Here is a 21,585-nt window from a genome sequence, read left to right on the forward strand (position 1 = left end):
ACATGTGTGGCATCACAGGCACTTACCGATGGCCGGACGGCAAGGTCGTCACCGACCGGCTCACCGACACCCTCGCCCACCGCGGTCCGGACGGGGCGGGCCGGTACAGCCACCCCGTGGGTGACGGCGAAGTGCACCTCGGGCACCGCCGGCTGGCCATCATCGACCTGTCCGACACCGGCGCCCAGCCGATGGTCTCCGGCGGCCTCGTCCTGACGTACAACGGCGAGCTGTACAACGCGCCCGAGCTGCGTGCCGAGCTGTCGGCCGCCGGGGTGCGCTTTCGCGGTACCTCCGACACCGAGGTGCTGCTGGAGGCCTGGCGGCGCTGGGGCACGGACTGCCTGCCCCGGCTGCGTGGCATGTTCGCGTTCGGCGTCTTCGACGAACGCACCGGTGACCTGGTGCTCGCCCGCGACCAGCTCGGCATCAAGCCGCTGTTCCTGCTCCGGCGCGGCGGCGGCCTGGTGTTCGCCTCCGAGCTCAAGGCGCTCGCCGTCGCGACCGGCCGGTCGCTGCAGGTGGACGACGCGGCGCTGGTGGCCTCGCTGCTGTACTACTGGGTGCCGGACTCACGGTGCGCGTTCCGCGAGGCGGAGAAGCTGCCACCGGGCAGCTGGCTGAGATGCCGGCCCGACGGCCGGGTGGAGCGCGGCCGGTTCTGGAACCTGAAGGACGTCGCCGCCGAGGGCCGGGAGCGGGCCCGGGCCGGCGAACGGCCGGACCTGGCCGCCGTCGTCGAGGAGTCGACCCGGCGCCACCTGCTCTCCGACGTGCCCGTGGCGACCTTCCTCTCCGGCGGCCTCGACTCCAGCTACCTGACCGCGCTGGCGGCCCGCCACCAACCAGGCATCTCCGCCTACACGATCGGGTTCCGCGCCGAGGACGCCAGGTTCGAGGCGATGCCGGACGACCTGCGCTACGCCCGGCAGGTGGCCGGGCGGTTCGGCGTCGACCTGCACGAGATCGAGATCGCGCCGAACGTGCTCGACCTGCTGCCGCGGATGACCTACCACCTGGACGAGCCGATCGGCGACCCCGCCGCGATCAACACGTACCTGATCTGCTCGGCCGCGAGAGAGGCCGGGGTGAAGGTGATGCTGTCGGGGATGGGCGCGGACGAACTGTTCGCCGGTTACCGCAAACACCTGGCCAACCTGATCGCGCTGCGCTACCAGCGCGTCCCGCGGCCCCTGCGGCGCGGGGTGTCCTGGGCCGTGGACCGGCTGCCGGTCGCGACGAGCCGCCGGGGCTACCGGTCGGTGCGCTTCGCGAAGCGGTTCCTCTCCTTCGCCGACCTGCCGGAGGAGACCGCCTTCCGGCGCAGCTACACCATGTACGGCCAGGACGAGTTGCTCGCCCTTGTGAACCCGGACCTGGCCGGGACCGTCGAGGACGTGCTGACCGAGCACGCGGACGTCTACCGGGACAACGACCTCGACGACTTCGTCAACCGCATGTGCCTCACCGACGCCCGGATGTTCCTGCCGGGACTGAACCTCGCGTACACGGACCGCTCCAGCATGGCCGCCTCGACCGAGGTGCGGGTGCCGTACGTGGACGTCGAGGTGGTCAAGGCGGCGTTCGCCGTGCCCGGCGAACGCAAGATCGTCGGACGGCAGGGAAAGGCCGTCCTCAAGGAGGCGGCCGCCTCGGTCCTGCCCCGCGAGATCGTGTACCGGCCCAAGGGCCTGTTCAGCGCCCCGCTGCGCGCCTGGATGAGCCGGGACCTGGCACCGCTGGTGCGCGAGGTGGTCGACGACGGCCTGCTCGTCCGCTCCGGGTTCCTGCGCCGCGACGCGCTGGCGCGGCTCGTCGCCGAGGACGCCGCCGGGCAGCGGGACTACTCCAAGCATCTGTGGCACGTGCTGACCCTTGAGTACTGGTATCGCGAGGCGACCTCTGGGGCGGGCCAGAGCACTCGGTTGACGGCTTAGGAATCAGAGGAGTTCGGGTGAAACAGGTTGTGCAGAACTACAAGAGCGGGGAGCTGGCGGTACTCGACGTGCCGGTGCCGGGCTGCAAGCCGGGCGGCGTGCTGGTCCGCAGTGCCTACTCGCTGATCTCCACCGGGACCGAGCTCATGAAGGTGTCCGAGGCCGGCATGTCGATGCTGGGCAAGGCCCGCTCACGGCCGGACCAGGTGGCCAAGGTCATGCAGAGCGTGGCCACCAACGGGGTGCCCGCCACCTACCGCAAGGTGATGGGCAAGCTGGACTCCTACACGCCGCTGGGCTACTCGCTGTGCGGGGTGGTCGAGCAGGTCGGCGCGGGGATCGACGACGTGAAGGCCGGCGACCTGGTGGCCTGCGCCGGCAACGAGCACGCGTTGCACGCCGAGCTGAACTGGGTCCCGAAGAACCTCTGCGTCCCGGTCCCCGACGGCCTCGCGCCGCGGCACGCCGCCTTCGGCACCGTCGGGTCCATCGCGCTGCAGGGCGTCCGGCAGGGCGAGCCGCAGCTCGGCGAGGTGGCCCTGGTCATCGGCCTCGGCCTGATCGGGCAGCTCGTGGTGCAGCTCCTCACGGCCTCGGGAGTCCGCGTCGTCGGCGTCGACCCCGATCCGGCGCGCTGCGAGCTCGCCGAGCGGGTGGGCGCCGCGGCCTGCGGCGACCCGGCGTCCGCGGCCGTGGAGGCCGCCGTCGCCGGCCTCACCGGCGGTCATGGCGTGGACCAGGTGTACCTGGCCGCCGGCGGCGGCAGCAACCAGCCCGTCGAGCTGGCCGCCCGGCTGAGCCGGGACCGCGGCCGGGTCGTCGACATCGGCAAGTGCCGCCTGGACCTGCCGTGGAACGCGTACTACGAGAAGGAACTCGACGTCCGGTTCTCCCGCAGTTACGGCCCCGGGCGCTACGACCCGGAGTACGAGCTGGAGGGACGCGACTACCCGATCGGCTACGTGCGCTGGACCGAGCGCCGCAACCTGGCCTGTTTCCTCGACCTCGTGGCCCGCGGCAGCGTCGACGTGGAGCCCCTGGTCTCCCACGTCGCCGACTTCGAGGACGCGGTCGAGACGTACCGGCGTCTGAAGGACGGCGAGCTGAAGGCCGTGGCCGTGCTGTTCCGGTACCCCGGACACGCGCAGGAAGCGCGGGAAACGCGAGAAGCCGGCGCCCCGGCGGTGGCCGTGCCCGAGGTGAGACGGCCCGGCGGCACGGCGTCCACGCCGGCCCGCCCGGCGACGGGACCGGTGCGCCTCGCGTTCGTGGGCGCGGGAAACTACGCGACGTCGATGCTGCTGCCGCACCTGGCACGGCGCGACGGCGTCGAGCTGTCGACCGTGGTCACCACGACGGCGCTCTCCGCGGCCAACGCGCAGCGGAAGTTCGGCTTCGCCCAGGCGACCACCGACCTGGACGCCGTGCTCGGCGACAAGTCGATCGACGCGGTGTTCGTGGTCACCCGGCACAGCTCGCACGCCGAACTGACCCGGCAGGCACTGCTGGCCGGCAAGACGGTGTTCGTGGAGAAGCCCCTGGCCCTCACCGAGGACGAACTGGCCGGCGTACTCGCGGCGGTGGAGGAGTCCGGCAACGACCGGCTCCAGGTCGGCTTCAACCGCCGGTTCGCGCCGCTGCTGCAGGAGGCCAGGGAGCGGTTCGGCGGTCGCACCGGCCCGGCGAGCCTGCGCTACCTGGTCAACGCGGGCCGGCTGCAACACGGCAGCTGGTACCTCCAGCAGGGCACCGAGGGTTCGCGGTTCGCCGGCGAGGGCGGTCACTTCGTCGACACGGCGAGCTGGCTGCTGGACGCCGACCCGGTCTCGGTCTACGCGGCCGCCACGCCCGGCAACGACGACCTGCAGGTCGTGCTGCGCTACCCGGACGGGTCCACGGCCACCATCAGCTACGTCACCACCGGGGCGCCCGGCTTCCCCAAGGAGACGCTGGACCTGGTCGCGGACGGCAAGGTGCTGCGGCTCGACGACTTCGTCCGTGCCTCGGTCCACGGCCGCAAGCGGTGGGTCAGTTCGCGCCTGCCCAAGGCCCGGGACAAGGGCCAGAACGCCGAGCTGGCCGCGTTCGTCAAGGCCGTGCGGACCGGCGGGCCGATGCCGGTGCCGCTCCAGTCACTGGTCGCGACCACGGCGGCCACCCTCGCCGTACAGGCCGGCCTGGCCGCCGGTGCGCCGGTGACGTTGGCGAGGGCGCGATGAGCATGAGCGCGGGCTGGTACCTGCGGCGCCTGTCCCGGATGGGGCCGCGGGAGGTCGCCGGCCGGGCGGGCGACACGGTACGCAGACGGCGGTGGCGGTCCGTCCGCCCGGACTGCCCGGACGTCACCGGCGCCCGGTTCACCGCCGTGCTGCCCGCCGGGACGGTCTCCGCGGTGTCACCGGACGCCGCGAAACGTCTCGTCGCCGAGGCGGACCGGCTGATGTACGGGCACGTCGAGTACTTCGGCGTGGTCCGCGACGATCTCACCGACCCGGACTGGTGGTGCGACCCGAAGACCGGACGCCGGGCGCCGGGGGGCTACGCCTTCGACGTGCCGTACCGGAACGAGGACGCGGTCGGGGACATCAAGCAGATCTGGGAGCTGTCCCGGCACCAGTACCTCACGGTGCTCGCCGCCGCCTACGCCATCACCGGGAACGAGCGGTACGCCGAGCGAGTGGCCGGACATCTGCGGTCGTGGTGGACGGCCAACCCGCCGCTGCGCGGCGTGCACTGGATCAGCGGCATCGAACTGGGCATCCGGCTGCTGTCCTGGGTGTGGATCCGCCGGCTGCTCGACGACTGGCCGGGCGCGGCCGGGCTGTTCGAGGACAACCCGGTGGCGCTGAACCAGATCTGGCACCATCAGCGCTGGCTGGCCGCCTTCCCCAGCCGAGGGTCCTCGGCGAACAACCACGTCGTCGCCGAGGCCGCCGGGCAGCTCGCGGCGGCCTGCGCGTTCGGCTGGTTCCCCTCCTCGGGACGCTGGCGGGCCGACGCGCTGCGGTCACTGGAGCGGCACCTGCGAAGCAACACCTTCCCCTCCGGCCTCAACCGTGAGCTGGCCACCGAGTACCACGGACTGGTGCTGGAACTGGGCCTGGCCGCGGTGGCCGAGGCGGACGCCGCGGGCGTACCGGTCCCGCCGTCCGTCCGGCTGGTGCTGCTGCGGATGACCGACGCGCTCGCGGCCGTCGTGGACAGCCGGCTGCGGCCGCCGCGCCAGGGGGACGCGGACGACGGGCACGGGCTGGTCGTGGACGGCGCGGGCACCGACCGCTGGGCCTCGCTGCTGGCCACCGGCGACGCCGTGTTCGGCCGGCTCGCCTGGTGGCCGGCGGTGGCCGGCACCGATGTGCGCACTCCGCTGCTGGCCGCGCTCGTCAAACCCGTTGAACTGTCCGTGAGCCGACCGTCCGTCCGTCCGGCGCACTTCGCCGACGCGGGCATGACGATCCTGCGCGGCCCCGGCGAGATCTGGTGCCGCTGCGACGGCGGTCCGCACGGCTTCCTGTCCATCGCCGCGCACGCCCACGCGGACGCGCTGTCCGTGGAGGTCCGGCACGACGGGATCGACGTGCTCGCCGACCCGGGGACGTACTGCTACCACGGGCAGCCCCGGTGGCGGCAGTACTTCCGGTCGACCCTCGGCCACAACACGCTGCAACTGGACGGCGCCGACCAGTCGGTCTCCGGCGGCCCGTTCCTGTGGACCCGGCAGGCCCGCACCCGCGTCCTGGCCGCGGACCCGTCCGGCGAGGGCGTGGCCCGCTGGTGTGCCGAGCACGACGGGTACCAGGGCTCCGTGCACCGCCGCCGGGTGGAACTGACGGCCGCCGGTCAGGAGCTGAAAGTGGTCGACGAGGTGCGAGGGCCGCGCCGGGCCGTGCGGCTGGCGTTCCACCTCGGCCCGGCGATCGCCGCGGACCTGGTGGGGAACCGGGCGGCACTCACCTGGATCCGGGACGGCGAGGGACGCTCCGCCGTGCTCGACCTGCCCGCAGAGCTGTCCTGGCGGGCGCACCGCGGCGAGACCGACCCGCCGCTGGGCTGGTACTCCGCGGGATTCGGGCGCAAGGAACCCACCACGACGCTGGTCGGCACCGGCTCCGCCGACGGCGCGGACGGGTTCACCACCGTGCTCAGGTTCGGCGGCTAGGGGGGCGCGTGGGGATCAGGAGACGGCACTGGGCGTGGGCGGCGGCACCGCTGGCGCTGGCCCTGCTGACGGCGAGCGGCTGCGACAGCGCGCCGGGTGACCCGGCGGCGGAGCCGACCGCCGCACCGTCCACGTCCACGTCCGCGGCCCGATCCGTGGCCCGGGTGTGCGCCGGCCCGGTCACCGGACCGGCGAAGGCGCCGGCGGGCGCGGTGACGGTCGACCCCGCGGTGGTCGGTGACCTGGCGGCGAAGACCAGCAGCAGCCCCGCGAACACCACGTTCTGGCTCCGACCGGGCAAGCACAGGCTCGCCCCGGACCGCTACGCCCAGGTCATCCCCAAGAAGGGGGACCGCTACCTCGGCGCGCCGGGCGCGGTGCTCGACGGCGGGAAGAAGAACCAGTACGCGTTCTCGGGCACCGCCCGCGACGTCACCGTCCGCTACCTGACCGTGCAGCATTTCGTCGCACCGCAGAACGAGGGCGTGGTCAACCACGACTCGGCCGACGGGTGGGTGATCGAGAACACGACGATCCAGGACAACTCCGGGGCGGGGCTGATGGCCGGCGCCCACCAGCGGGTCCGCGCCAACTGCCTGCGCGACAACGGACAGTACGGAATGAACGCCTACAAGAACGGCGGCGGAATCAGCGGCCTGGTGGTCGAGGACAACGAGATCACGGGCAACAACACCGACGACTGGGAGCGGCGGCAGCAGGGCTGCGGCTGCACCGGAGGCGTCAAGTTCTGGGCCGTCGACGGCGCTGACATACGGGGCAACTGGGTGCACGGCAACCACGGAGCGGGGTTGTGGGCGGACACCGACAACAACGACTTCCTCATCGAGAACAACGTGCTCGACGCCAACGACGGTGCCGCGCTGATCTATGAGACCAGCTACAACGCGGTCATCCGGGACAACACGTTCCGGCGGAACAACTGGGTCGAGGGGCGCAGGTACGCCGACCGCGGCGACACCTTCCCGTACGCGACGATCTACCTGTCCGAGTCCGGCGGCGAACCACGGATCAGGGCCCGCACCGACAAGATCGAGATCTACCGGAACGTGCTGGAGAACAACTGGTCCGGGATCACCCTGTGGGAGAACGCCGACCGGTTCTGCAACAGTCCGGCCAACACCTCCTCCGGTGACTGCACGCTGCTGGTGAAGAACACCGGCCGCTGCGTGAAGCCGGCGATCGACAAGGCACCGCTCTACGCCGACTGCCGGTGGAAGACCCAGCGGGTGGACATCCACGGCAACCGCTTCGTGCTCGACAAGTCCGTGGTCCAGTGCACGCAGATGTGCGACCGCATGGCGGTGCTGTCCAACTACGGAACCTATCCGGACTGGTCGCCGTACAAGGGCGAGAGGGTGGCCGAGGCGATCACGCACAAGCAGGACAACCACTGGCACGACAACGTCTACCTGGGACCGTGGCAGTTCGCCGCCTACGACCCGAGCCGGGTGCTCGACTTCGACGAGTGGCAGGGCACGGACTACCGGCAGGACACGGGCAGCACCCTCGACCCACGGGCCGGTGGCTGACATGGACGCACAGATGAACGCACAGCCGGACACGCAGCCGGACACACGGTCCGGCACCGTACCGGGCCCCGCCGGCACCCCGAGGACCGTCGGCGTCGTCTGGGGGCTGCTGGTTCTCAACACGCTCGGCTCCGCCGGGGCGAAGACCATCGTCCCGCTGCCCCGCTCCCTCATCCAGATGGTCACCATGGGCGCCCTGGTCGCCGCGTTCGCGCTGGCGCTCACGGTCAACCTCCGGCTGCGCATCCGGGCCAGCGCCTACCTGCTCCTGCTCACCCTGCTGCTGGTGACGAGCGTGATCTCCAGCGCGAACCTGGAGTCCGGGTTCGGCGCGCTGTTCCGCTGCTTCCGGCTCGCTCTCTTCGTCGGCACCCTGTGGCTGCTCACCCGCTGGTGGGGCGGTGGCCTCACGTTCGTCCGCCATCACATCCGGGCGTACTTCGCGGTGCTCGGCTCGGTGGCCGCCGGCCTGGTCGTCTCACCGGGCGCGGCCCTGCCCGACCTCTACGGCGGACGCCTGGTCGGCGCCCTGTGGCCGCTCACCCCGCCGCAGATCGGGCAGTACGCGGCGGTGATCACCGGGCTCACGGTGCTGCTCGTGATGGGCCGTCGGACCGACCGGACCAGTGCCGCGGTGGTCATCGTGCCGTCCCTCGTACTGCTCGCGCTGACCCACACCCGGACGGCCACGCTCGGCCTGCTGACCGGGCTGGCACTGGCGATCGGCTCGCTCCTTCTGACCAGCGCGGCCGCCCGCCGGTTCTTCACCTGGGCGGTGCTGTGCGCCGTGGTGGCCGCCGTGGGGTTCGCCTCCGCCCTGCAGACCTGGTTCCTGCGCGGACAGAGCAAGGAGAACTTCTCCAGCCTCACCGGCCGGGCCAAGGTCTGGGACGCCCTGCTCGCCGCGCCCCGGACGACCTCGGAGCAGGTGCTCGGCGTGGGCCTGGGCGACAAGTCGTTCGGCGGGCTGCCGATCGACAACAGCTGGCTGGCCGTCTACAACGAGCAGGGTCTGATCGGCGTCACCCTCGTCGCGGTGATCATCGTCGTGCTGGGCGGCGTGGCGTTGCTGCGGCCACCGTCGCTGGAGAGGGCCTGCGCGATCTTCCTGATCAGCTACTGCGCGATCGCCTCGTACACCGAGGCCGGTCTCGGCGACGCCTCGCCGTATCTGCTGCATCTGGCCCTGGCCGCCTCGCTGCTGGCGGCACCCGCCGCGGCGGCACCCCGCTCGACGCCCGAACTCCCCAGACGGCCGGAGGTGACCTGAGCATGCACGTCCTCGTGGTGCACAACCGCTACGCCTCGGCGCAGCCGAGCGGGGAGAACAAGGTCGTCGACCAGGAGGTGGCGCTGCTGCGCGCGGCCGGTCACCGGGTCGACGTGTTCGAGCGGCGCAGCGACGACATCGCCGCCCGGTCCCTCCTCGGCAAGGCGGCGGTCCCGCTCCTCGTGCCGTGGAACCCGGCGGTCCGCACGGAACTCGCCGCCCGGCTGCGCACCGAGCGGCCGGACGTGGTGCACGTCCACAACGTCTTCCCGCTCCTGTCGCCCGCGGTCCTCGCCGCCTGCGCCGACGCCGGGGTGCCCGCCGTCGCCACGCTGCACAACTACACCCAGGTCTGCCCGCCCGGCACACTGCAGCGCGACGGCCGGCCGTGCACCGAGTGCGTCGGCTCCGCCCCGCTGCCCGCCGTCCGGCACGGCTGCTACCGCAACTCCCGCCTCGCGACGGTGCCGCTCGCCATCAGCCTGTCGGCCAACCGGCGGCGGTGGTGGTCCGGCGTACAGCGGTTCCTCTGCATCTCCGCGGCCCAGCGGGACGTCCTGGTGCGGTCCGGCATGCCCGCCGAGCGGCTTGCGGTGAAGCACAACTTCGTTCCCGACCCGGGCAGTCGCCGGGAAGGCGGGGGAGAGCACGTGCTCTACCTCGGCCGGCTGGCCGAGGCCAAGGGCATACGGCTGCTCATGGCCGCGTGGGACGGGATCGCGGCGAGCGGCGGGGTGGGCGTGCCGCTCGTGATCGCCGGCACCGGGCCGCTGGAGCGAGAGGTCACCGCCTGGGCGGCGGGCCGGGCCGACGTCCGCTACGTCGGCCTGCTGGACACGGCGGAGTGCCGGCAGGCCGTCGCGCGGTCGGTCGCCGTGGTGGCTCCCTCGACGTGGCTGGAGGCGTTCGGCCTGGTGGTCGTGGAGGCGATGGCGGCCGGGGTCCCGGCCGTCGCGGCCGGCCACGGCGCCTTCGTCGAACTCGTCGAGGACGGGGTCACCGGCCTGCTGCACCGGCCGGGCGAGCCCGCCTCGCTCGCCTCCGGCATCCGCCGGATCGCGGCCGAGCCGGCCCTGGGCCGGGAGATGGGCCAGGCGGCCCGCCGCCGCTACGAGCGGGAATTCAGCCCGGCCGTCGGGCTGGAGCGCCTGCTGGAGGAGTACCGCACCGCGATCGCGGATCGGTCAGCACAGGCTCGCGCCGGGCAGACCCGCGCGAGCAGGGGGGATGGGGACAGCAGATGACACGATGCCGACTCTGCGGCTCGGAAGCGATGGCGAGCGTCGTCGACCTCGGGGCGACGCCGCCATGCGAGAGCTTTCTCGCCGCGGACCAACTGGATCAGCCGGAGCCGGCGTACCCGCTGCACCTGCGGGTCTGCACCGAGTGCTGGCTCGCGCAGATCCCTCCGCTGATCACGCCGGAGGAGACGTTCAAGGAGTACGCGTACTTCTCCTCCTACTCGACCTCCTGGGTGGAGCACGCGCGTACGTTCGTCGAAGGCGCCGTGGAGCGCCTCGGCCTGGGCACCGACGCCTTCGTGGTCGAGGTCGCGAGCAACGACGGATACCTGCTCAGGCATGTGGTGGACCGCGGGATCCGCTGCCTCGGCATCGAGCCGTCGGTGAACGTCGGCGCGGCGGCCCGGGAGGCGGGTGTGCCCACGCTCACGGAGTTCCTGAGCCCGGACACCGGCGCGGCCGTCCGCGCCGAGCACGGCCCGGCGGACCTGGTCGTCGCCAACAACGTGTACGCGCACATCCCCGACGTGGTCGGGTTCACCCGGGGGCTGCGCGCCCTGGTCGCCGACGACGGCTGGGTCTGCGTCGAGGTGCAGCACCTGCTGACCCTGATCGAGGAGAACCAGTACGACACGATCTACCACGAGCACTTCCAGTACTACACGGTCGCCTCCGCGACCCGGGCGCTGGCGAGCGGCGGACTTGCGCTCGTGGACGTCGAGCTGCTGCCCACGCACGGCGGCTCCGTCCGGCTGTGGGCCAGGCCCGCCGAAGTGGCCGGCGAGCCGACGCGGCGGGTGGCCGACGTACTGGACCGGGAGAAGGCCGCCGGGCTGCGGGAGCTGTCCGGGTACACCGACTTCTCCGCCCGGGTGGCCAAGGTGCGCCGGGACCTGCTGCGGTTCCTCATCGAGGCCGCCGAGCGCGGTGAGACGGTCGTCGGCTACGGCGCCCCCGGCAAGGGCAACACCCTGCTCAACCACTGCGGCATCCGCCCCGACCTGCTCCCGTACACGGTCGACCGCAACCCCTACAAGCACGGCAGGTTCACCCCGGGGACCCGCATCCCGATCCTGCCGCCCGAGCGGATAGCCGCCGACAAGCCGGACTACGTGCTCGTCCTCCCCTGGAACCTGCGCGCCGAACTGGCCGAGCAGCTGTCCTTCGTCCACGACTGGGGCGGCCGGCTGGTCTTTCCCATCCCGGAACTGAGCATTGTCGAGGCCGCGTCGAAAGAGGTCACAGCATGAAGGTCGTCCTGTTCTGCGGCGGTTACGGGATGCGGATGCGCAACGGAACCTCCGACGACGTGCCCAAGCCGATGGCGATGGTCGGCCCCAGACCACTGATCTGGCACGTCATGCGCTACTACGCGCACTTCGGGCACACCGACTTCGTCCTGTGCCTCGGGTACGGGGCGGACCACATCAAGAAGTTCTTCCTCACCTACGAGGAGACGGCGTCCAACGACTTCGTGCTGCGCGGCGGCAGGACCGAGCTGCTGTCCACCGACATCTCGGACTGGACGATCACGTTCGCGCAGACCGGCATCGAGTCACCCATCGGGGAGCGGCTGCGCCGGGTGCGCCACCACCTGGACGGCGACGAGATGTTCCTCGCCAACTACGCCGACGTGCTCACCGACGCCCCGCTGGACGAGATGATCGACCGGTTCGCCGCCCGCGACGCCGGCGCGTCGATGATGGTGGTGCCGCCGCAGTCCTCGTTCCACTGCGTGGAGCTGGGCGAGAACGGCCTGGTGGGTGGCATCACCGCGGTGAGCGACCTGCCGCTGTGGGAGAACGGCGGCTACTTCGTGCTCCGCCAGGAGGTCTTCGACCACATACCGGAGAACGGGGACCTGGTCGCCGACGGATGCGCCCAACTGGCCAAGCGCGGCCGCCTGGTGGCGCACCAGCACCGCGGCTTCTGGAAGCCGACCGACACCGTGAAGGAGCGCGCCGCGCTCGACACCGCCTACGCCCGGGGCGACCGCCCGTGGGCCGTGTGGGAGCGGGACAACGCCGGGACGAGCGCGTGATACGGCTCGGGGCCGGGCGCCCGGACCGGATCGTCGCGGTGGGCGCGCACTGCGACGACATCGCCATCGGCGCCGGCGGCACGCTGCTGGCGCTGTGCCTCGCGCGGCCCGGCATCCGGGTCGACGCGCTGGTGCTCTCCGGCGGCGGCGGCGAGCGGGAGCAGGAGGAGCGGTCCGCGCTCGCCGCCTTCTGCCCGGGCGCGGACCTCAGGCTGACGGTGCTCAAACTGCCGGACGGCCGGCTGCCCGCACACTGGGAGGAGGCCAAGGCCGCCGTCGAGGAACTGCGCGCACAGACCGAGCCGGAGCTGGTCCTCGCGCCGCGCACCGACGACGCGCACCAGGACCACCGCGGCCTGGCGCAGCTGATCCCCACCGCCTTCCGCGACCACCTCGTGCTCGGCTACGAGATCGTCAAGTGGGACGGCGACCTCGGCCCGATGACGGCGTACCAGCCGCTGTCGCCGGAGACCGCCGAGGAGAAGGTGCGGCTGCTGCAGGAGCACTACCCCTCGCAGCGGCACCGGCCCTGGTACGACCGGGAGGCCTTCCTCGGCCTCGCGCGGATCCGCGGCATCGAATGCCACGAGCGATACGCCGAAGCGTTCGCCGTCACCAAACTCACGCTCAACCTGGGGGGTTGAACCATGCGCGTACTGCTGACCGGACACCAGGGATACCTGGGCACCGTCATGGCCCCGGTCCTCGCCGCCGCCGGGCACGAGGTCGTCGGCCTCGACTCCGGCCTCTTCGCCGACTGCGTCCTCGGCCCGGCGCCCGCCGACCCGCCGGGGCACCGGGTGGACCTGCGCGACGTCACCGCCGAGCACGTGGCCGGCGTCGACGCCGTGATCCACCTGGCCGCGCTCTCCAACGACCCGCTGGGTTCGCTGGCGCCGGAACTCACCTACGACATCAACCACCACGCGTCCGTACGGCTGGCCCGGCTGGCCCGCGAGGCCGGAGTGAGGCGCTTCCTGTACGCGTCGACCTGCTCCGTCTACGGCGCCGCCGGCGGCGAGGACCTGGTGGGCGAGGACGCCCCGCTGCGCCCGGTGACGCCGTACGCGGAGTCGAAGGTGCGGGTGGAGGACGACCTGCACGAACTCGCCGACGGCGACTTCACCCCGGTGTTCATGCGCAACGCCACCGCCTTCGGCTTCTCGCCCCGGCTGCGCGCGGACATCGTCCTGAACAACCTGGTGGGGCACGCGCTGCTCTCCGGCGAGGTGCTGGTTCTCTCCGACGGCACCCCCTGGCGGCCCCTGGTGCACGCCGCCGACATCGCACGCGCCTTCACGGCCGCGCTGAGCGCGCCGCGCGAGGCGGTGCACGACCGGGCGTTCAACATCGGCAGCGAGACCAACAACGTCACGGTGGCGGAGATCGCCGATCAGGTCGCCGAGGCGGTGTCGGGCGCGAAGGTGGTGATCACCGGGGAGACCGGTGCCGATCCGCGGTCCTACCGGGTGGACTTCTCCCGGTTCCGCGCCGCGGTGCCCGGCTTCGACTGCGAGTGGACGGTGAAGCGGGGAGCCCTCGAACTCGCCGACGCCTACCGGACCTTCGGGCTGACCCGGGAGGACTTCGAGCAGCGCTTCACCCGGCTCGCCGTGCTGCGCGCCGCCTCCGACGCCGGCACCGTCGACGACACCCTGCGGTGGCGCCGGTGACCGACGTGAGCGAGGAGATGTACGCGCTGGTGGAGCGGATGTACCCGCTCTGCCGCAGCATCACCGGCGACGGTGTGCGCGCCACCCTGGACATCGTCGGGGAGTACATCCCGCTGCAGGTGCACGAGGTGCCGACCGGGACCCAGGTGCTCGACTGGACGGTGCCGCAGGAGTGGAACATCCGGGACGCGTACATCGCCGACACCGCCGGCCGGCGGGTCGTCGACTTCGCCGCGTCCAGCCTGCACGTGCTCGGCTACAGCGTGCCGGTGTCGGCGACCATGCCGCTCGCCGAACTGCGCGGACACCTGCACACCCTGCCGGACCACCCGTCCTGGGTGCCCTACCGCACCAGCTACTACAAGCCGGAATGGGGGTTCTGCCTGGCGCAGGAGACCCTGGACGCGCTGCCGGACGGCGAGTACGAGGTGCGCATCGACTCCACTCTCGCGGACGGCCACCTCACCTACGCCGAGTACGTGGTCCCCGGGCAGGTCGCCGACGAGGTCATCGTCTCCTGCCACGTCTGCCACCCGTCCCTGGCCAACGACAACCTGGCCGGCATCGCCGTCGCCACCTTCCTGGCCCGTGCCCTCGCCGAGCAGCCGACGCACTACACCTACCGGTTCCTGTTCGCGCCCGGCACCATCGGGGCGATCACCTGGCTGGCCCGCAACGCGGAGCGGGTGGACCGGGTCAAGCACGGCCTGGTGCTGGCCTGCGCCGGAGACCCGGGCCCGCTGACGTACAAGCAGAGCAGGCGCGGCGACGCGGAGATCGACCGGGTGCTGCGGCACGTGCTGGCCGCCTCCGAACGGCCGCACCGCATCACCGAGTTCACTCCGTACGGCTACGACGAGCGGCAGTTCTGCTCGCCCGGGTTCAATCTGGGCGTGGGCTCGCTCACCCGGACCCCGTACGCCGGCTACCCCGAGTACCACACCTCGGCGGACGACCTGGACTTCGTCTCCCCGGCGGCGATGGCGGACACCCTCGCGGTCTGCCGTGAGGCCTTCGCCGTCCTCGACCGCAACCGGCGCTACCTCAACCTCAGTCCCTACGGCGAACCGCAGCTGGGCCGGCGCGGACTGTACGACGCGCTCGGCGGCCGCAGCGACACCAAGCAGGCCCAGATGGCCATGCTCTGGGTGCTCAACCTCTCCGACGGCGAGCACAGCCTGCTGGACGTCGCCGAGCGGTCCGGGCTCCCGTTCGACACCGTCGCCGGCGCGGCCGGCGCCCTGCTCGGCGCCGGGCTGATCAAGGCATGAGGCCGATGACCACCGAGGGGGAGAAACCGCAGCGGACGGCGCGACCGGCCCGGTCCGCGAAGCGGGCCCTGGTCGGCCGGCTGTCCTGGGGACTGGCCGACCAGGCGGCCTCCAGCATCAGCAACTTCGCGGTGGGCATCTACGTGGCCCGCTCACTCGGGGTCACCGCGTTCGGCGTGTTCAGCCTGGCCTGGGTGACCTACGGTGTGGTGCTCAACGTCTCCCGCGGCCTTGCCACCGACCCGCTCGTGGTGCGCTTCAGCGGCGTGCCGGACGCGTCCTGGCGCGGGGCGGTGGCCCGCTCGACGGGTACCGCACTCGGGGCCGGCGCGGCCATCGGCGCGGTGTGCCTGGCGGCCGGGCTCGGTCTCGGCGGCCGGGTGGGGCCCGCGTTCGCCGCCCTCGCCCTCATGCTGCCGGGGCTGCTGCTCCAGGACGCCTGGCGGTTCGCGTTCTTCGCCGCCGGCGCGGGGCGCAAGGCGTTCGTCAACGACGTCGTGTGGGGTGTCGCGCTCGTCCCGGCCATGGTGGTGGCGGCCCGTGTGGACACCGTGGCCGCCTTCGTGCTCGCCTGGGGCGCGTCCGCCACGGTGGCGGCGGGGTACGGCTGCCTCCAGTCCGGCATCCGGCCCCGGCCGGCCGAGGCGCGCGGCTGGCTTCGCGAGCAGCGTGATCTCGGCTACCGCTACCTGGTCGAGAACGTCAGCCTCAGTGGCGCGAGCCAGCTGCGGGCCTACGGGCTCGGCGCGATCGTGGGGGTCGGTGCGGTCGGCGCGGTGCGGGGCGCCGAGCTCCTGATGGGCCCGTTCCTCGCCGTGCTGATGGGGCTTTCGCTGGTCACCGTCCCGGAGGCGGCACGGGTGCTGCGGCAGGCCCCGCACCGACTGCGCGGGTTCTGTCTCCTCCTCGGCGGGGGACAGGCCGCCGGAGCGCTGCTCTGGGGGTCGGCGCTGCTGCTGATGCCGGGCCGGCTCGGCGAACTGGCGCTCGGCGGTGTCTGGCACTCCTCCTCGCACCTCCTCGTGCAGATCACCCTCAGCGTCGCGGGAGCGGGCCTCGGCACCGGCGCGGCGGCCGGGCTGCGCGCGCTCGGCGCGGCCCGGCGCAGCCTGCGCTGCCAGCTGTTCGCCTCCGCCTGCTACGTCGGCGGCGGGCTCGGCGGGGCGGTCGTCGCCGGTACGGCCGGCTCGGCCTGGGGCGTCGCCGCCGCGACCGTCAGCGGCTCGGCCGTGTGGTGGCTGCACCTGCGGTCCGCCCTGCGCGAGCACCACCACAACCCCATCCCCGAAGTGAGGACCCCATGACCGCCCGACCCAGGCTGAGCATCGGCCTGCCCGTGTACAACGGCGAGGAGTACCTGGCCGAGTCGTTCGACGCCCTGCTCGGCCAGACCTACGAGGACTTCGAACTGGTCGTCTCCGACAACGCCTCGACCGACGGGACCGAGGACATCTGCCGCACGTACGCCGCGCGGGACTCACGCGTCCGGTACCACCGGCTGCCCCGGAACATCGGCGCCACGCCGAACCACAACCACGTGTTCGCCGAGTCCCGCGGCGAACTGTTCAAGTGGGCCTCGCACGACGACCTCTACGGCCGCGACCTGCTGCGGCGCTGCGTGGAGGCGCTGGACGAGCGGCCGGAGGTGATCCTCGCGCACACCGGCCAGGCGGTCATCGACGGCGACGGCCAGGTGAAGGTCCCCTACGAGTACACGCTCGCCACCGACTCGCCGCATGCGCCGGAGCGCTTCCGCAGCCTGCTGTTCGAGCCGGGCGGCGACGACTTCTACGGGGTGCTGCGGGCCGACGTGCTGCGCCGGGTGAAACCGATGGACAGCTACCACCACGCGGACCGCACGTTCGTCGCCGAGATCACCCTGCACGGGCCCTTCCACCAGGTGCCCGAGCTGCTGTACTTCCGCCGCGACCACCCCACCCGCGCGGAGCGGGCGAACCCGTCCAAGCGCTCCCGGTGCGTCAACCTGGACCCGCGCCGGGCGGGCCCGCTGCACCCGACGCCCCGGCTGCTCGCCGAGTACGTCTGGGGCTTCGCCTCGGCGATCCGGCGGGCGCCCCTGTCCCCGGCCGACCGGCGCGCCTGCTACGGCCACCTGGCCGCGTGGCTGACCAGCCGGGTCCGGCCGGGCGCCGGCGAGCGGGTCGAGGACCGAGCCCCGGTCGATCCGGCCCTGCTCACGGTCTCCGTCGACGCCCTCGTCGCCGGCCGCGAGGGGAGGCCGGCATGACCCCGGCGGACGGAACTCCGGTGCGCGTCGGGGTGTTCGGCCTGCTCGGCTCCGGCAACCTCGGCAACGACGGGTCGCTCGAAGCCGTCCTCGGGTACCTGCGCGACGAGCACCCGGAAGCGGTCGTGGACGCGTTGTGCGGCGGACCGGAGGCCGTGACGGCCCGGTTCGGGATCCCCGCCACACGGCTGCACTGGAACCGCGCGGAGTACCGGACCGCGTCCCGCGCGGGCGCGATCGCGGCGAAAGGGCTCGGCAAACTCGTCGACGTCTTCCGCACGGCCGCCTGGGTGCGCCGGCACGACGTGGTGATCGTGCCGGGCATGGGCGTCCTGGAGGCCACCCTGCCGCTGCGGCCCTGGGGCTTCCCGTACGCGCTGTTCCTGCTCTGCGCGAGCGGCCGGCTGTTCGGCACCCCGGTCGGGCTGGTGAGCGTCGGAGCCGCCGAGATCGGCAACCGGCCCACCCGGGCCCTGGTGCGCTGGTCGGCGCGGCTGGCCGCCTACCGGTCCTACCGGGACCCCCAGTCGCGTGACGCGATGCGGGCGATGGGCGTGGACACCGCCCGCGACGAGGTCTACCCGGACCTCGCCTTCGCCCTGCCGACCCCGCCGGCGAACACGCCCTCGGGCCCGCCCGGGCGGGTCTGTGTCGGCGTCATGGACTTCCACGGCGGCAACGACGACCGAGCCCGGGCCGAGGAGATATACCGGCGCTACCTCGACGGGACGATCCGGTTCGTGCGCACGCTGGTCGCGGAGGACAGGCCCGTCCGGCTGCTCACCGGCGACCGGTGCGACGCCTCCGTGGTCGCCGCGATCCTCGACGCGGTGGACTCACCGCTGGTCACCGCCGCCGAGTCGGCCTCACTGGCCGACCTGATGAAGGAGATGGCGGCCGCCGACACCGTGGTGGCGGTCCGGTACCACAACCTGATCTGCGCGCTGAAGACCGGCACGCCCGCGCTCGCGCTCAGCTATGCGGCGAAGAGCGACGCGCTCATGGCCCGGATGGGCCTCGGCGCGTACTGCCACCCGGTGCGCGAGGTCGACGCCGACCGGCTGCTGGAGCAGTTCCGGGAGCTGGAGAAGCGATCGCCTCAGCTGCGGAAGACCCTCGCCGAGCGGAACCGGGCCGCCGCCCGGCAACTCGACGACCAGTTCACCGCCCTGACCGCGGCCTTGTTCCCGGCGTTCCCGGCGTTCCCGGCCCCCGACCGCACCCACGTCCCCGCCCGGCAGGAGTCTCCGTGAAAGCCATCGAAGTCCCGGAGATCGCCGGGGCGTACCTGTTCCAGCCGACGCCGCACGCCGACGAGCGCGGTTTCTTCTGCCGCACCTTCGACGCCGACGTGGTCCGCTCGGTCGGCCTCGACCCGGGCGCCTTCGTCCAGGACAGCGTGTCCCGCTCGGTCCGGGGTGTGCTGCGCGGACTGCACCTGCGCTCCGGCGCCGGCGAGGCCAAGCTGGTGCGGTGCTCGTACGGGAGGATCTTCGACGTCGTCGTGGACCTGCGGCCGGACTCGCCGACCTACCTGGGCCGGGCCTTCTTCGAGCTGTCCGGCGGGACACAGGCGACCCTGTACATCCCGGCGGGGTGTGCGCACGGCTTCCAGGCCCTGACCGAGACCGCCGACACCTCCTACCGGATCGACCGCCCGCACGATCCGGCCGAGGACGTGACGATCGCCTTCGACGACCCGGAGCTCGCCATTCCGTGGCCGCTGCCGGTCGCGTCGATGTCCCAGCGGGACCGGGAGGCGCCGAGCCTCGCCGAGGTCCTGAAGCACAGAGAAAGCTGAGGTCCCCGTGGACACCGAAGAGCTCCGTCTGCCCCTGTCGCGGACCGCCAACGAGCGGCTGCACGCCATGGTCCCCGGGGGCGCGCACACCTACGCCAAGGGCGACGACCAGTACCCCGAGAACCTGGCCCCGGTCATCAGCCACGGCAGCGGTGCCCACGTGTGGGACGTCGACGGCAACCGCTACATCGAGTACGGGTCCGGCCTGCGGTCGGTCAGCCTCGGCCACGCCCACCCGCGCGTGCTCGAGGCGGTACGGCGGGAACTCGGCCGCGGCAGCAACTTCGTCCGGCCCTCCATCGTGGAGGTCGAGGCCGCGGAACGCTTCCTGGCCACCGTGCCGACCGCCGAGATGGTGAAGTTCGCGAAGAACGGCTCCGACGCCACCACCGCCGCGGTGCGCCTCGCCCGCGCCGTCACCGGGCGCCCGCGGGTGGCCGTCTGCGGAGACCATCCGTTCTTCTCCGTGGACGACTGGTTCATCGGCACCACCCCGATGTCCGCCGGCATCCCGGCGGCGGCCACCGAGCTCACCGTGTCCTTCCCCTACGGCGACCTGACCGCCACGGAGGAACTGCTCACCCGGTACCAGGGCGAGGTCGCCTGCCTGATCCTCGAACCCGCCACCCACACCGAGCCGCCGCCGGGGTACCTCGCCGGCCTGCGCGAACTGGCCGACCGGCACGGCTGCGTGCTGGTCTTCGACGAGATGATCACCGGTTTCCGCTGGTCCGAGGCGGGCGCCCAGGGCCTGTACGGCGTCGTCCCCGACCTCTCCACCTTCGGCAAGGCGCTGGGCAACGGATTCGCCGTCTCCGCGCTGGCCGGGCGCCGCGAGCTGATGGAGCGGGGCGGACTGCGTGGCTCGGGCGACCGGGTGTTCCTGCTGTCCACCACGCACGGTGCGGAGACGCACTCCCTGGCGGCCGCGATGGCCGTGCAGACCACCTACGTCGAGGAGGGCGTCACCGCGCGGCTGCACGTCCTCGGCGAGCGGCTGGCCGCGGGTGTCCGCGGCGCCGCGGCCGCCATGGGCGTCGGCGACCACGTCGTCGTCCGGGGCCGGGCCAGCAACCTGGTCTTCGCCACCCTCGACGAGAACCTGCGGCCCTCACAGCACTACCGCACCCTGTTCCTGCGCCGGCTTCTCGCGGGCGGGGTGCTCGCCCCGTCGTTCGTGGTGAGCAGCGCACTCGACGAGGCGGACATCGACCGCACCGTCGAGGTGGTGGCCCAGGCATGCGCGGTGTACCGGAAGGCACTGGACGCCGGCGACCCCACGCCCTGGCTGGCCGGGCGGGCGGTGAAGCCCGTGTTCCGCCGCTTGGCGTGACGAGCTGTCAGCGGCGCTCCCGCGGGCCCGCGCCGGTCAGCCGCCCGGACGCCCGGTCAGCCGCCCGGTCAGTCGTCAGGTCGGCCGTCCGGTCGATCAGCCACGCGGTCGCCGGTATCACCGCCAGCGCGGTGCACCAGCCGCCGAGGGCGTCGGTCGGGTAGTGCGCGCCCAGGCGGACCTCCGCCCAGCCCATGGTGGCACCGGCAACCAGCGCCGCCGCCAGTACGAGGGACGTGCCGGCCGTCCTGCCGAGGCCGAGCCGGCCGGTCGCGAACAGCGCCGCCACGAGGGCGAGCGCGGTGAAGAAGGCGGTGTGACCGCTCGGGTAGGACAGGTTGCCGGGGCCGTGGATGGTGCGTCCCACCAGGTGCTTGAGCAGCGTGGTCGTCCCCACGGTCAGGCCGGTTCCGGCCACGACGAGCACCGCCGCGCGGGGACGCCGGAGCAGCAGGCAGCCCGCCACGCAGACCACGACCACCAGCACCGATCCCGTGGGTTCCCCCAGGAAGTCCAGCGCCAGGGCGACATGCCGCCACGGCGGACGCACACTGTCCGCCGTCGGCGCGATGATCCACCCGTCCACCCTGCCGGGCTCGCTGTGACCGGCGTACAGGACCCCGAGTACGACCACCACCAGCGCGGCGAGGGCTGCGATCAGCCCGAACCGCGCGCCCAGCGACGGGGGCAGCACCGCGCGCGCCGGCCTGCCGGTCACCCGCCCACCGCGCCGGCTCCCAGGTCCGCTCCTGCCAGCCGATCCAACGCGAGCCCTCCGTCGTCTCCGGCGCATCCCCGAACTCGTCACCCGGGCCGCGGGCAGCGGGATCGGCCTCTGCCGGTCACCCTAACCAAACAACGCGCGGAGACAGACGAACAGTGCCAGAACACGGCAGATCCCGATACGGGCTCAGCCTCGTCGGGCACGGGGGACCCGGAGGGGGCGGAGCTCCCCTCCAGACCGCCCAGTCCTTCCTCAAATCCCTTGCCAGTCAGGCTTGTTGGCAAAGGTGTACCGGAAGTAGTCCGCGAACTTCAGCCGGGAAGCCGCTGCCTCGTCC

The 21,585-nt window shown here is 72.6% G+C and carries 17 protein-coding genes and 1 pseudogene; 16 read left to right on the plus strand and 2 right to left on the minus strand.

Going from position 1 to position 21,585, the window contains the following annotated elements; genetic code table 11:
- Positions 1 to 2: 2 nt before the first annotated feature.
- The 16 genes from asnB to LQ326_RS38585 are packed head-to-tail and all read left to right on the plus strand — an operon-like array spanning position 3 to position 20,524.
- Positions 3 to 1,937: an asparagine synthase (glutamine-hydrolyzing) gene (gene asnB / locus LQ326_RS38510; protein ID WP_234543725.1), complete on the plus strand. Its 1,935-nt coding sequence runs from the start codon at positions 3 to 5 to the stop codon at positions 1,935 to 1,937.
- 17 nt (positions 1,938 to 1,954) lie between these two features.
- Positions 1,955 to 4,156, plus strand: coding sequence for a bi-domain-containing oxidoreductase (locus LQ326_RS38515; protein ID WP_234543726.1), 2,202 nt, complete (start codon positions 1,955 to 1,957; stop codon positions 4,154 to 4,156).
- Complete coding sequence (locus LQ326_RS38520) at positions 4,153 to 6,096, plus strand: alginate lyase family protein (RefSeq protein WP_234543727.1); 1,944 nt, start codon at positions 4,153 to 4,155, stop codon at positions 6,094 to 6,096. The genes LQ326_RS38515 and LQ326_RS38520 overlap by 4 nt, the downstream gene beginning before the upstream one ends.
- An 8-nt stretch (positions 6,097 to 6,104) precedes the next feature.
- A complete protein-coding gene (locus tag LQ326_RS38525) occupies positions 6,105 to 7,646 on the plus strand; it encodes a right-handed parallel beta-helix repeat-containing protein (protein ID WP_234543728.1) in 1,542 nt (513 codons plus the stop codon).
- Positions 7,647 to 7,659: 13 nt separating this feature from the next.
- Complete coding sequence (locus LQ326_RS38530) at positions 7,660 to 8,916, plus strand: O-antigen ligase domain-containing protein (RefSeq protein WP_234543729.1); 1,257 nt, start codon at positions 7,660 to 7,662, stop codon at positions 8,914 to 8,916.
- Positions 8,917 to 8,918: 2 nt separating this feature from the next.
- Entirely contained in the window at positions 8,919 to 10,160 is a 1,242-nt protein-coding gene (locus tag LQ326_RS38535; protein ID WP_234543730.1) for a glycosyltransferase, read from the plus strand.
- On the plus strand, positions 10,157 to 11,407 hold the full coding sequence (locus tag LQ326_RS38540) for a class I SAM-dependent methyltransferase (RefSeq protein WP_234543731.1): 1,251 nt from the start codon (positions 10,157 to 10,159) through the stop codon (positions 11,405 to 11,407). Before LQ326_RS38535 ends, LQ326_RS38540 begins: the two co-directional genes overlap by 4 nt.
- Positions 11,404 to 12,198: a sugar phosphate nucleotidyltransferase gene (locus LQ326_RS38545; RefSeq protein ID WP_234543732.1), complete on the plus strand. Its 795-nt coding sequence runs from the start codon at positions 11,404 to 11,406 to the stop codon at positions 12,196 to 12,198. The genes LQ326_RS38540 and LQ326_RS38545 overlap by 4 nt, the downstream gene beginning before the upstream one ends.
- Positions 12,195 to 12,842, plus strand: a complete 648-nt coding sequence (locus LQ326_RS38550) for a PIG-L deacetylase family protein (protein WP_234543733.1) — start codon at positions 12,195 to 12,197, stop codon at positions 12,840 to 12,842. Before LQ326_RS38545 ends, LQ326_RS38550 begins: the two co-directional genes overlap by 4 nt.
- Before the next feature lie 3 nt (positions 12,843 to 12,845).
- Positions 12,846 to 13,871, plus strand: a complete 1,026-nt coding sequence (locus LQ326_RS38555) for an NAD-dependent epimerase/dehydratase family protein (RefSeq protein WP_234543734.1) — start codon at positions 12,846 to 12,848, stop codon at positions 13,869 to 13,871.
- Positions 13,859 to 15,142 (plus strand): DUF4910 domain-containing protein, encoded by a 1,284-nt coding sequence (locus tag LQ326_RS38560; protein WP_234543735.1) that lies wholly within the window; start codon positions 13,859 to 13,861, stop codon positions 15,140 to 15,142. Before LQ326_RS38555 ends, LQ326_RS38560 begins: the two co-directional genes overlap by 13 nt.
- Positions 15,143 to 15,147: 5 nt before the next feature.
- Positions 15,148 to 16,446, plus strand: coding sequence for an MATE family efflux transporter (locus LQ326_RS38565; RefSeq protein WP_234543736.1), 1,299 nt, complete (start codon positions 15,148 to 15,150; stop codon positions 16,444 to 16,446).
- Positions 16,443 to 17,390: a glycosyltransferase family 2 protein gene (locus LQ326_RS38570; RefSeq protein ID WP_234543737.1), complete on the plus strand. Its 948-nt coding sequence runs from the start codon at positions 16,443 to 16,445 to the stop codon at positions 17,388 to 17,390. Before LQ326_RS38565 ends, LQ326_RS38570 begins: the two co-directional genes overlap by 4 nt.
- Positions 17,387 to 18,643, plus strand: coding sequence for a polysaccharide pyruvyl transferase family protein (locus LQ326_RS38575; RefSeq protein ID WP_234543738.1), 1,257 nt, complete (start codon positions 17,387 to 17,389; stop codon positions 18,641 to 18,643). The genes LQ326_RS38570 and LQ326_RS38575 overlap by 4 nt, the downstream gene beginning before the upstream one ends.
- Positions 18,640 to 19,191 (plus strand): dTDP-4-dehydrorhamnose 3,5-epimerase family protein, encoded by a 552-nt coding sequence (locus LQ326_RS38580; protein ID WP_234543739.1) that lies wholly within the window; start codon positions 18,640 to 18,642, stop codon positions 19,189 to 19,191. Before LQ326_RS38575 ends, LQ326_RS38580 begins: the two co-directional genes overlap by 4 nt.
- Positions 19,192 to 19,198: 7 nt before the next feature.
- Positions 19,199 to 20,524 carry a glutamate-1-semialdehyde 2,1-aminomutase gene (locus LQ326_RS38585; RefSeq protein ID WP_234543740.1) on the plus strand — a complete coding sequence of 442 codons (1,326 nt, stop codon included), beginning with the start codon at positions 19,199 to 19,201 and terminating at the stop codon, positions 20,522 to 20,524.
- A 7-nt stretch (positions 20,525 to 20,531) separates the two neighbouring features.
- Here the strand turns inward: LQ326_RS38585 and LQ326_RS38590 are convergent, their stop codons facing one another.
- Positions 20,532 to 21,242: a phosphatase PAP2 family protein gene (locus LQ326_RS38590; protein WP_234543741.1), complete on the minus strand. Its 711-nt coding sequence runs from the start codon at positions 21,240 to 21,242 to the stop codon at positions 20,532 to 20,534.
- 258 nt (positions 21,243 to 21,500) lie between these two features.
- Positions 21,501 to 21,585 (minus strand): annotated as a pseudogene (locus LQ326_RS38595) (glucosamine-6-phosphate deaminase); the annotation flags it as partial.

The organism is Streptomyces shenzhenensis (assembly GCF_021462265.1).
Taxonomy (GTDB): Bacteria; Actinomycetota; Actinomycetes; order Streptomycetales; family Streptomycetaceae; genus Streptomyces; species Streptomyces shenzhenensis.